Origin of the sequence: Microcystis sp. Msp_OC_L_20101000_S702 (assembly GCF_007095705.1) — a bacterium.
Taxonomy (GTDB): Bacteria; Cyanobacteriota; Cyanobacteriia; order Cyanobacteriales; family Microcystaceae; genus Microcystis; species Microcystis ichthyoblabe_A.
On the sequence record NZ_SFBO01000213.1, the window covers coordinates 1 to 12,036 of the forward strand.

Below are 12,036 nucleotides of genomic sequence, written 5' to 3' on the forward strand. Positions count from 1 at the left end.
TAGAGCGACCATAAGACCAGAACAGAGTAAATCTGTTAAGGCAGGTGCGAAAAATCCTTCGGGAAAGAAGCAGAAACCCAAATCGTGAGGTTTGGGAATCGCCGTCCGTTTTACGGCGGTGAGGATGTCAAACTGTTGATTGAACTCTTGTCCAGAGTTACTACGGCCTAGTGTACCCCACATACGAAATAAATCCAACAAACGCAACAAACGAAAAATATGTTTTTGTCACAACTTGCTCACCAGTTCGGAATCAAGTGTGATGGCGAAGGCACTGGGTAGCAGTACGCTGATCTTGTCGGTTGGGTTGGTGGCTGTTACCCAACACCCTCAAAACCAAGATTAAATGCAGTAGGATAGACGTTGGATAGATTTTCTAGATGGCGTTGTCAAATTGAAAGATGCTCCGAATCAGCACCGGAAATGAAATTACTTTGATAACAAGGATTGCATTGCATCTTTCCTATTCTGAGCTGACAACGCCCACTTTCTTATATTTTAAACACCATTTAGTATCGTATCTTGATTCAGCAAGGACGAAAGTCTTTTCAGGACTCGTAGCGTCGATAAAGCCGCTGCACCTTGTCATAAAAACGCTTGCGGACTTTTTCTGGGGAGATCAACAAGCAATCTTCCCCGTAGGGGAGAATCTCGCGGAAAAACCAGAAGCTACTCGTTACCTGTCGGGTAATCTGCCGGACGAGGGGATCGTTCGAGATCAATTCGTTGGCGATATCGATAGCGCTTTTAGTCCGGTAGGATCGAGCTAATCCATCGAACAGGTGAAACTCGGCCGACACACTATCAAGCTGATTGCGCCACTTGGCCCTAGGGATCGGGGTAATTAAGGAATCGTTGGGGATTCGATCGATCCTTAAACTCCAATTATGGTGTAGTTCGGAAATATCTTGATTTCCCTCGGTTTCCTCGCACCAACAATCGAGATATAAGCGATCCTCGTGACGATTGATAGCGGCATGGTAAAGATGGAATTCCCAGATTCGATCGCCGGCATCCTGATAGGATAACTGAAACGGTTGTTGTCGGAGAATGCAGCGATCGAGTTCCCACCGCCATGGCGGGGGAGGATTATCGAGGCGGCCTTCTAGCTCTTTGCGTAAGGGTCCCGACAGTTCGCTCCGTTCTAATAGTAGTTTAGTTAGTTCTAGGGCGATGGGGATTTGTCCAGCATCGATGAGAAAATCGATCGCCTGTTGGAGCATCTGCAAGCGCTCGGGCTTCCAGTCGTGATTAGGAGCGATTTTAAGCTTATTACGCGCAATTTCTTTGATTAACTTCGATATATTCGGTTTATCTCCCCAAAATAGCCCGAATTCACTGGCAAGGATTTCTAGGGCCTGTTTTTCTTTTTCACTGACCGATAAAGTGATCGATTGTCCTATCCGGCTCATAGTTTATAAATATACGGACACTTTTTCTGTTAAGGTACTTGTCCATCCCTATTATCGTGGGTACTATGGAAGATAGCAAGAAGTTACGGACAGAAATTCGTGGGTAATTATCAAGTAACGCTCAGGCCAGTCTATTCCTGTCCCGCAGACGAGATCCCGGACGGGATCAAGGTTCCGCAAGGATGGCGGTTATCGTGGCATCAGGTGGAGACGTGGAAAGCACTCAACGATCCCGATATCGATGTGATTTTCAATACGGCCATGACGGGGGACGGGAAAAGTCTAGCGGCCTACCTGCGAACTTTGCAAGGATATTTCCCGATTATGGGACTCTACCCAACCAACGAACTAGCGCGGGATCAGCGGGGTCAGATCGAGGCATATATTCAACGATTTCAACCAACGGATCAACCCCGGGTCAATCTTTTAACCGGGCCCGAGTTGGAATTGTACGCCGAACGGGATGGGAAAACGAAAGCGATCGCTCTAGAGACTCGATCGAAACAGTCGGAAATTCTCTTAACTAACCCCGATATTTTCCATTATCTGCATCGGGGGGCCTATTTAACCCCCTACGATAACCCCGATCAGCTATGGAACCGGATCGATAAACATTTCGCTCTCTTCCTATTCGATGAATTTCACGTTTTCGGCACGCCACAGGTCGCCAGTATTATCAATACCATGCTTCTAATCCGACGGGCCAATCGTGGGAAACGATACCTGTTTTTGTCCGCAACTCCCGACGAGGGTTTACTAAAACGATTGGATAAAGCGGGGTTTCGCTATCGATCGATCGACCCGGTAAGAGAAGGAAAATACCAGTTTCCCGATACCCCAGAAGAGGCCAATTCCCTCGCTCAACAGGGATGGCGACAAGTAACCTCGGAAATCGAGCTATCTTTTATTCCTTTACCGTCGAGTTTTCAAACTTCGGAAAATTGGTTGAAGGAAAATAAAGAGCGAATTTTAGACTATTTTAAGCGATACCCCGGCAGCAAGGGCGCGATTATTCTCAATTCGATCGCTTCGGTTAAACGTCTGCTGCCGATTTTCCGAGAATTATTGGCGACTATCGGTTTAACAGTGGGGGAAAATACGGGTCTTTCGGGAACGCGGGAGAAGTTGGCATCGTTAAATCGTGATCTGGTGATCGGAACGAGTACCATCGATGTGGGGGTGGACTTCAAGATTAATTTTCTCATTTTCGAGTCGTCGGATGCGGGAAATTTTATTCAACGTTTCGGCCGTTTAGGCCGTCACAGCGGCTACGATCGAAAGGGAACGGCGGTAAAATTTGCTAACTTCACAGCGATCGCTCTGGTTCCGAAATTTTTCCTAGAACGGTTATTCGAGAAGAAAGACGCACCGTTACAAGTCGGGGAACGGTATGACCGAATTCAGCTACAGGAGGCCATCAAGAGTAACTACCGTCATATCAATAATTTCGAGGGTTATTACCAACGTTGGGGAGCGGTACAATCATTTCAACTCTGGTGGAATTTAGGGAGTCCGAAGATCAAATCCCAATACGGGGAAAGTCGCCAGAAGTTTCAACAGGAATGCGAGGAGGTTTTCGATACCAGTTTAAAACGGGTCGCCGGTCGGGTGAAAGGATGGGCCGACGAATGGAAGGAGTTATCGGGGAAAAGCGGTAATCCGATTTTCGAGGATGCGTCTAGTTTTCGCGGGTCAAGTCCGTTACTATGCGGGTTATACGATTCGACGGAACCAGAGGAGGGCGATCGCTTTAAAACCTACGATTTACCCAGTATTCTCGGTAATCTAGAGGTGGAGGTGTGGAGAAAAGGCGAGTTTAAGCGCCAGATCGAGGCCACGAAAACACCGATCGCGCGCAGACGTTTCGATTATTGTCTTGCGTTTCTGAATTTAAAGGGATATCGAGAGGAACGGTTAAACTGGCGCTTTACCTACGACGGCGATTTAGGCGAGATCGCCTCCGCGTGGAAAGTACAGGTTTTGACGGGAATCGGTGTTTGGCAACCGGATAATCCTTGGCTCGATCGAATTAGTCGGGAGTTACGGGATCTGGCTCTGGTTAGCTTCGTTTTTGCCTATCCCGTCGCTGCAGTTCGCCAACGCTTACAATTACCGATGCACTTCGGTATCTATCCGATTAGTGACGAGAGTAGTCTTCATTCTCCCCTGTCACCCTATTCTATAGCGATCGGTCAATCGGCTTTGTTGTTGGATACTCTCGCTCATCGGTTCAAAGGTAAAGGGGGTGAGGTGTGGATCTGTTGATGCCGTTTGAGGTCACTAAACAACACTTATCAGAAGATCGATAACCATGAATAATCCTAACGCTCGTTCCCACAAGGAACCGATAGACTCGATCGAGATCTATGAAAAACGAACGTATATCAGCAATCTCGACCCAGAAGAGCGCGAATTGCTCGAACTGTACGAACAGGGGGAATGGGTATCCAAGTTGACCCCTGAACGAGTTAAGGAATTGCAGTCTTACGTTGAAGTAACTTGGGAAGATCGCAAAAGAGACAGTAGGCGTGAGGATGAGCTATGAATCCCTAAGTAGGGATTATCGGGACAAAAAAGAAAAGCGCACGCGAACACGACTATAGAACATAGTTTCAATCCCTGATAGGGGTTCGGAATCGACAGTGTGCCTTGTCCCATGGTTACTATAACAGATAGTCTATTTACTGTCTATGTCCTATATTCGTAAGACACTTGACTTTTGCTCGTTCCCAAAGTATCGTAAAGAAGGTGAAACTCTAAACACTATTTAGAAAAGCGTTCGGGAATACGAGTATAGGACTACTTCCTTGCCCTCCTTACATGATAGCTAAGGACTGGTGGGTATTGTTTATCTGTTCTCAAATCTTAAAAGCGTTTTAACTGCGATTTAGTGACAGAGTTTCACTTCCAAAATTAACCAAGGAGGATTAATGTCCCTCGATAAAAATCAACAGCCTCAAGGCAAACAACTTGAGCTACCTTTATTTCAGAATAAGCCTTGCGTTAAGGAGACAAGGAAAACTCGGACTCCAAAGATAACCGTCTCTTCCGATGCTCTCCAAACTAATATTTTACCTTTCATGGACATGAAGAAGAAAGTTCGTAGTCCGAAGGTAAAGGAGGCATTTGAAAAGCTAGAGTGTGATTTCCGAACTATTCAAGGCTTTGCCAAGGCTGAGGTTGTTCAATCATCCGAAGTACGCTCATATATCAAGTGGCTTGGAAAGCTTCTCGTCATTGAATAAAACTTCAACCGTCTGAGATTGACACAGCGACTAGGGACTCTAACAACAAATCGAAAATAGTTGATGAAGTCCCTTTTTTTAATAAGAGTCAAAAGGAGATGAGGGAGTCAAAGTGTACGGACACTTTTTCTGGGATTTAGTTGCTCTTTGCTTCCTCCGCGTTTGATAATAGACATAGACAGACGCTAGGGACATCGATCGATATATCCATCGGATTCTTGCCATTTTTTTTGATAGGGGCTAAATATGAATAGGCTAGTAGAAAAAATTACGGCTATTGTCGAAAAACTACCGAATTTAAAACTATTAATTCTCTTCGGTTCTAGAGCGCGTGGAGAGCATAAACCTGATAGCGATTGGGATTTCGCTGTTTTATACGAGGAAAGAAGCGATCAAAAGGATATTTCGAGTCTATTGAAAATTTATACACTACTCGAACAAGCTTTAGAGATTCCCGAGGACAAAATTGATGTGATTGATTTAAAAGAATGTTCGCCGATCCTCGCTCATTATGTCGCGCGGGATGGTCAACTTCTATACGAACGGGAAACGGGACTATTCGAGGGATTTAAAGAAAAATTTCTCATGAATCCTGAAGAATCGAAAGCGTTATACCGTCAATTACGGAATAATCTAGAGATTTCTCTACGAGAAAAAGGAGTGTAAATGCTATTCAACCTCTGATCACGATAGACGAATTAAACCTCATGAATCAATACCTCGCCGAACTTAGCGAGTACGGTTCGATCACCTTAGAGGATTATCGTACATTAAGAGAACGTCAATTAGCCATAGAAAGGTTAATTCAGCTTATCGTTCAAACTGGCATCGATATCAATTACCAGATTTTAAAATGTTTAGATATCGAGTCTCCGAATAATGCTCGCGACGCATTATTTCAGATCGTAGAACTGGGAATCTTAGAAGAACACCTAGCCGTTCAACTGGCCGAGTCTATTAAATTAAGGAACTTACTCGTACACCTATACAAGAAAATTGATCCCGATATCATTCATTCCTCGATCGCTAATATTTTACGAGATTATCCTCGCTACCAACGCTCGATCGTTCAATATCTAGATTTCTTGGAGGCAGAAAATGGTTAGAAATACGAAAGAATTGAAAATTATCAATACAGTCAATAGAATAACCACGACTGTGGAAAAACTACCGAATTTAAAACTATTAATTCTCTTCGGTTCTAGAGCGCGTGGAGAGCATAGACCTGATAGCGATTGGGATTTGGCAATTTCACACGATGAAACAAACAGACAAACACATATTAAGGAAATCAGTAATGATTACTTAACTTCTCTCTCTATCTTGAGTGAATTGTTTGAGATAAACCGTGATTTGATCGATCTAATTGAACTCGATCGCTGTTCTCCATTAATGAAGTATCAAGTCGCACGAGATGGAAAACTTATCTATGAAAAAAATACGGGAGACTTTTTAAAATTTCGTGTACGCGCTTGGAAAGAGTACGCCGATACCGCTAAATTCCGAAAGATTCAAAAAGACAGTATCGATCTTTGGCTCAAACAATGGGGAGTTTAAACGATGGAAAGGGAGATAGTCACCGTTAGAATTCGTTTGATGATCAAATATCTTAATCGATTACGGGGGGGCGAAATCATCAGGAATGGGAAATCGTTTAGTGCATCAATACGAGGCGATCGATAATGAACTTGTTTTTAAGGCGATTCCGATCGCTTTATCTCAATTTCCGCTTTATCTCAAACAAATTACCGACTATTTAGACTCTCTAGAGGTGAAAGATGCCTAAAAAACAAAAAAAATTAGAGGAAACGGGACAGTTAAATCTATTCGATAACACTACAAAAATTGAAGATAAAGATCTGGATTTTGAGTTCGAGGATATTGATTTAGAATCTCTTTCTGGCGAAGATTTGGGGATTACTGAATCAGTAAGCGATCGCCGAGTCGAAACTGTTCGCCAACTGCTAACCCTAAAACTCCTACGGGAGGCGATTCGAGCGGAAAACCCCGACGATCGAGTTATGGCAGATTTTGCCGAAATGGTATTACCCAATTTACTCCGATTAGCGATCGGTGTCACGGCAAAAGGAGGAAATTTCTTCGAGGAAATCGATCGCCGTCGGGAATTAGAGGGAAAAAGCAAAGTTCGACGGGATAACGCGGGCGATCAATCTCTCAATACTCATTTACTTAATGGATTATTTCCCGCCAATCTCATCGAAAAACGACTAGAAAAACTCAATACTACCGTTCGACGGGTAGTAAAGGAATGCGAGCGCAGGTTGGCGATCGCGGGGTTTATTCTCCACGATTTCGAGAAATTCCGCTACTCGCTTTTTCCCGGGATGCCGGCGAAATATATCGAGATTAACGAGGACTTCGATCGAGATATCCGCAAACTATCACGAGAGGAACATCGAGAGATTTTTCAAGTATTGGTTCCCGAATTAGGATTAGATCGCTTTTTATTTTCCGATCAACCAGAAAAATGGACTGAATATCTTGATGATTTGATATATATCGCTAAAAATGCCCAGCGTCGGAATGATACCGATCGAAATACCTCGGAAGATGGGTTAAATACTCGCTTAAACAATAGCGCTCTCGAAAGTTTAACCGATCTTGCCTGTCTAGCCGATCGCTTGGCTTCCATTATTAAACACCCCCACGATGCGGAAAAAGCCTCGTTACAAGACCTTTTATACAGCCTCAGCGATGGGGAACTAAAATTCACTTACCACAGCATCGCCGAAAACCGAGGGGTACTGACGAACGTACTTAATAACGCGGTGATGGAAGCGCATCAAGAACTAGACTATCAGCCTTTACTTTACCTGCCTACGGGAGTTGTCTATATCGCCCCCAAAAACGCGCCAGAAGTGTCCCTAGAAACCTTACCGAATCGAGTGGTGGACACCATTAAATCCCTCTGTAGCGGCGAATTACAGCGTAAACAAACGGGATTCGGCCGAGATGGCAAGGGGATGAAATACGCAGATTACTACAGCCAATTTTTCGACGATGCTGGGTTAATGCGCGCTGCCCTCAACGCCACCCTTCGCATCCTCGGTGATAATAAAGCGTCCGTGGCCGGAAGTCGCGGCGAAAACCTGATTAAATTTCAACAACAGGGCGTTTTACCGACGGATTACGATTTTCATTGTGAAGATGATATCCGCATCGATCGCCTAGCGGAATTCGGGGACGTGGTGACGAGGAAAATCTGGGGCGATCGCCTGGAAAAAATCGAACAGGCGCGAAAATTGCAGAAAAACTTACCCGCACCGCCGGATTTAGATTTAATTAGCGAGATCGCGCATTATTGGAATCTAGAAAATTATCTGCCACAAATTCGAGCGATCAAGCGTATTAATGAATCGTTAAAAGAACTCAAACTGAAAGGCAATACGGGAGGGGTTCCCTACGAATGGTATTATCTAGCGGCGCGATACCTGAAACAGCATCCCGGAATCGAGGATATTAGACCGGTTGCAGAAGATTTAATCGCTTTTCTCGCCGCAAAAATCGCCGCCATAGTTGCGGGATATAACTTACCCGATGGTTGGGAGGATTTGCGAGAGTGGGTTAATCAAGTGGTGCAGTTACCCGGTCGGGAATTGGCCCACTCGATCGAAACCTTCCAGAAAGAATTAAACCACTACAACGCCGCTAAAAAACAAGGTCGCGGCCGTCAACTTCTCTGTTCGATCTCCCATTCTCCCTATAGTGTCAGCGAACAGATGGAATCGGCGGTTCTTTTTACTCCCCAAGTCTATACCAATAAACAAATGCTGGCAGGCTCGAACGCCAAACGAAACATTTCCAGTATCGCGGGAACGGAAATGATGTTGCGTCAGATTCTTATGAATCAAACCCAAGCGGTAGGAAAACGTTTCGAGGACGGCAAATATCGCTATCTGTACTTTTACCCGACCTATTATTTTACTCCCGAAACCAATAGTTTTTTACAAAAAGCCTACGCTAACATCGCTCAAACTCGTTTTGATAGCTCGGTAAAGTTGCACTTTGTTGATAAGAATCTGGTCGCTAACTTCGATCGAACCCGTTATCAGAGTGTTGATAGTTTCCTGATCGATGAAAAATTAAGGCAGAAAAAGGAAAGAATTAACGAGGAGGAAGATGGCAAAAAAGACCGCACTTTTAAACTATCCTATCCCGAAGATAAACCCCTAACCTTTTATTTTATGGCCCTACCTCCGGGCCGCAATCCCACCGATACGGAATCCTGGGTTATGCCGGCATGGTTAGGATTAGCTTTCCCGATGATTCTAGATGTCAAAACGGTGGTTTCTGAGTCTCCTATTCCTCCCTATCGCGACGGTGCGGAATTTGAAGAGACGGTATTTCTCGACAGTGCGCCCCAAGCGATCCGGTCCTTAACCCGATGCGATCGATTCCGTCTCGATCGCGTCTTGAACCCATGGCAAGATAATGACGGAAAAAAATATTCCGCCCCCTTAAATACCCTAACCGCAGCCTATTCTATTCATTTGGACGTGAACTCGAAGCAGGGTAAGACGGGTTATGACCCCAATTGGGGCAAATTAACGGAACTCGCTATCAATTTAGAAACCAGTCCTCTCTATGTTTTTCATTACCTTAAACAGTGGAAACGGGGCAAAGATGCCGATATACCGAGCGCTAATCGAATCGCTCTGTATCTCTACGATTTTTATCCTTGTTTCGATCCCTATGTACAAGCCAACCGAACCAATTTAACTATCGATATGACAGCAGAATCGCCCTTAAATCACCCTAAAAACTTAACCGAATTGTATCGTCAATTCTATCGAGCTAAATCTAGTAAAGGAAAGCCCATTAAAGCCAATGCTATTCTTAAACCTATTGATGAAGCGGCGGATGTTATTCTTAAAGCGGATAACGCTATAAGCGATGATTTGACTTCTTTGGTAGCGGCACGATTATTTAAACTAATGGATCGAGTACGCTCTCAAACAGCAGAAGGTCGATACGTTATCAAAGAGCGAGATCAAGAGCGAGAAAAAATCTTGGATTTTGCTAAATACTTTGTCAAAAATGTTTTCGAGGAGTCTTTTGAAAGTGATCGAGCCAGATTAGCAGGTCGTCAACTAAATATTATCCGGGATACCTGCGAATTTCTCTATCGTTTAGAAATGGATAAAGAACGTCGCCAAAGACAAGTTCAACCTCTCGATACTTCAAATTCTTCTTCCGAGGAGGAAGAGTAAAAGCTTTAACTGTTATCCAAATGTCCACTTTTTCTATATTAGGAGCAAACTTATGACCTTTCTTAAATCTGTTGACGCTAAATTATTTCATAGCGAGATTCCCTACAAACCGATGGGAAAATACGTTCACTTTTTGACTATTCGAGTCACAGAATCTTATCCTTTATTTCAAACAGATGGAGACCTAAATAAAGCTCGTGTTCGTGCGGGAATTGATAGCAAAAAAACGATTAGTCGTTTATCGATGTTTAAACGGAAACAGTCAACTCCAGAACGTTTAGTCGGTCGAGAATTACTCAGAAACTACAAATTAATTACCGCCGAAGAATGTGAGTACAATGTAAAATTTGCCATGAATAACCCCGACTGTATTATTTATGGTTTTGCCATCGGTGATTCGGGTTCAGAAAAATCGAAAGTAGTAGTAGATACGGCTTTTTCGATCACACCCTTTGATGAATCCCATGAAAGTTTTACTTTAAACGCTCCCTACGAAAATGGTACCATGGCATCAAAGGGAGAAAATGACACAAAAGTAGGAGAAGTGACTAGCAGGATTAACCAGCAGGATCACATCCGTCCGCAGGTGTTTTTCCCTAGTATTGTCACGCTCAAAGATCCGACAGAAGCAAGTTTTCTCTATGTTTTTAATAACATCCTGCGTACCCGTCACTACGGCGCACAAACCACCCGGACGGGACGGGTAAGAAATGAGCTTATCGGTGTTATTTTTGCTGATGGGGAAATTGTTAGTAATTTGCGCTGGACACAGGCAATATATGATCGCCTTCCCGATGAGGTATTACAATCGATCGATCCCTTAGATGAGGATTTAGTTATGGAAAAAGCCACCGAAGCAATACAAGCATTAATGGCGGAAGAATTTATCGTTCATACCGATTTTATCGGGGAAAATTTTCAACCTTTATTAACTGAGGTGAAAACTCTCACGGGTACGGAAGCAGGAATTTTATCGCTCTTAAACCAAGCGGATAAAGAAGCGAAAGACTACGCTAAGAAACATATCGCCGAGAAAAAACCAGCCGCTCAAAAACCGTAAATTTCAGTAGGGTGAGTAATTTCTCACCCTAGATCCTCGCAATTTTTAAAGAGTTATGGTACATATTTATTCCTGTCAATTAGAACTGCACGATAGTCTTTATTACGCAACCCGTGAAATCGGCAGACTCTACGAAAGCGAACCCGTAATTCATAATTACGCGCTCTGTTATGCTTTGGGATTGGTAAATAGCGATAGTTATCGTTACTTCTGTTCCGAACAGATTCCACAGTACCAAGAACATTTAAATCCTCTGAACGAAGAGAAAATTTATGTCACTCCCGCACGGGCGATCGCTCATACGGCGGTTCTCAATACTTGGAAATATGCCAATAATAACTATCATGTGGAGATGGAAAAAACCCAGAAAAATATTCCTAGTTTTGGCAGAGCTAAAGAAATCGCTCCCGAAAGTGTTTTTGAATGTTTTATCATTTCCCATCACCCCCTACAACTTCCTAAATGGATTCGTTTGGGAAAATGGATGAGTAAAGCGGAAGTAAAACTGACAGAACTTTCCCTATCAAAACAAAAAGAGGATTTATTTATTTATCCCTATCCTTTAAATCCTCTCGATGTTATGTTTACCCATCAGGTGATTGGCTACGATGTGATTAATATGCCTCCCGTTAGTTTAATCCGTAATGTGAGAATGCGCGGGGAATATTACCAAATAAGCGATCGCCCCGATCTGAAAATTCCCGCTCGATTGTCCTATCGCTTCGGTTGAAAATTGACCATGACTCTTATATCTTCTAAATCCCTCACTTTACCAGAATTTCTCTCGCTAACCGCTCCCGATGGCGATATTACCTATGAATTAGTCGATGGAGAAGCGATCCCAAAAATGTCACCGAAATTCTTTCATTCTCGTTTAACTCTGGCTTTATCTTCTATACTCGATCGCTGGAATCAAGGACGGGGAGAAGTGGGAATCGAATGGGCAATTATTCTAAGCAAAAACGATCGAGATTGGTGTCCCGTTCCCGATCTTCTCTACATTTCCCCGGAAAGGTTAGGAGATATTCCCCTCACCGATGAAGCTTGTCCCGTTCCCCCGGAATTAGTCATCGAAATTATCTCTCCGG

Annotated in this window: 13 protein-coding genes; 11 read left to right on the forward strand and 2 right to left on the reverse strand. The window is 43.7% G+C overall.

Going from position 1 to position 12,036, the window contains the following annotated elements; all coding sequences use genetic code 11:
* On the reverse strand, window positions 1–183 hold a 183-nt coding region (locus EWV60_RS21755), incomplete at its 3' end, for a hypothetical protein (protein WP_287234691.1).
* A 365-nt stretch (window positions 184–548) separates the two neighbouring features.
* Window positions 549–1,412 carry a WYL domain-containing protein gene (locus EWV60_RS21760; RefSeq protein ID WP_287234694.1) on the reverse strand — a complete coding sequence of 288 codons (864 nt, stop codon included), beginning with the start codon at window positions 1,410–1,412 and terminating at the stop codon, window positions 549–551.
* Between the two features lie 99 nt (window positions 1,413–1,511).
* Here EWV60_RS21760 and cas3 point away from each other — a divergent pair, with 99 nt between their 5' ends.
* The 11 genes from cas3 to EWV60_RS21815 form a co-directional block, all read left to right on the forward strand.
* A complete protein-coding gene (gene cas3 / locus EWV60_RS21765; protein WP_287234695.1) occupies window positions 1,512–3,677 on the forward strand; it encodes a type I-D CRISPR-associated helicase Cas3' in 2,166 nt (721 codons plus the stop codon).
* 46 nt (window positions 3,678–3,723) lie between these two features.
* Entirely contained in the window at window positions 3,724–3,957 is a 234-nt protein-coding gene (locus tag EWV60_RS21770; RefSeq protein ID WP_002778649.1) for a hypothetical protein, read from the forward strand.
* 385 nt (window positions 3,958–4,342) lie between these two features.
* Window positions 4,343–4,657, forward strand: a complete 315-nt coding sequence (locus tag EWV60_RS21775; RefSeq protein ID WP_002778651.1) for a hypothetical protein — start codon at window positions 4,343–4,345, stop codon at window positions 4,655–4,657.
* Between the two features lie 246 nt (window positions 4,658–4,903).
* Window positions 4,904–5,323 (forward strand): type VII toxin-antitoxin system MntA family adenylyltransferase antitoxin, encoded by a 420-nt coding sequence (gene mntA, locus EWV60_RS21780; protein ID WP_072924215.1) that lies wholly within the window; start codon window positions 4,904–4,906, stop codon window positions 5,321–5,323.
* Window positions 5,324–5,364: 41 nt separating this feature from the next.
* On the forward strand, window positions 5,365–5,763 hold the full coding sequence (hepT, locus tag EWV60_RS21785) for a type VII toxin-antitoxin system HepT family RNase toxin (protein ID WP_287234699.1): 399 nt from the start codon (window positions 5,365–5,367) through the stop codon (window positions 5,761–5,763).
* On the forward strand, window positions 5,756–6,214 hold the full coding sequence (gene mntA, locus EWV60_RS21790) for a type VII toxin-antitoxin system MntA family adenylyltransferase antitoxin (RefSeq protein ID WP_287170594.1): 459 nt from the start codon (window positions 5,756–5,758) through the stop codon (window positions 6,212–6,214). Before hepT ends, mntA (EWV60_RS21790) begins: the two co-directional genes overlap by 8 nt.
* Before the next feature lie 85 nt (window positions 6,215–6,299).
* A complete protein-coding gene (locus EWV60_RS21795; protein ID WP_002742887.1) occupies window positions 6,300–6,443 on the forward strand; it encodes a HepT-like ribonuclease domain-containing protein in 144 nt (47 codons plus the stop codon).
* Window positions 6,436–9,888 carry a type I-D CRISPR-associated protein Cas10d/Csc3 gene (gene cas10d, locus EWV60_RS21800; protein ID WP_287234701.1) on the forward strand — a complete coding sequence of 1,151 codons (3,453 nt, stop codon included), beginning with the start codon at window positions 6,436–6,438 and terminating at the stop codon, window positions 9,886–9,888. The genes EWV60_RS21795 and cas10d overlap by 8 nt, the downstream gene beginning before the upstream one ends.
* A 52-nt stretch (window positions 9,889–9,940) precedes the next feature.
* A complete protein-coding gene (gene cas7d, locus EWV60_RS21805; protein ID WP_287234704.1) occupies window positions 9,941–10,948 on the forward strand; it encodes a type I-D CRISPR-associated protein Cas7/Csc2 in 1,008 nt (335 codons plus the stop codon).
* Between the two features lie 55 nt (window positions 10,949–11,003).
* A complete protein-coding gene (gene cas5d / locus EWV60_RS21810; RefSeq protein WP_052277822.1) occupies window positions 11,004–11,678 on the forward strand; it encodes a type I-D CRISPR-associated protein Cas5/Csc1 in 675 nt (224 codons plus the stop codon).
* Between the two features lie 9 nt (window positions 11,679–11,687).
* Window positions 11,688–12,036: Uma2 family endonuclease (locus EWV60_RS21815; protein ID WP_287234708.1), on the forward strand; the 349-nt coding region annotated here is incomplete at its 3' end.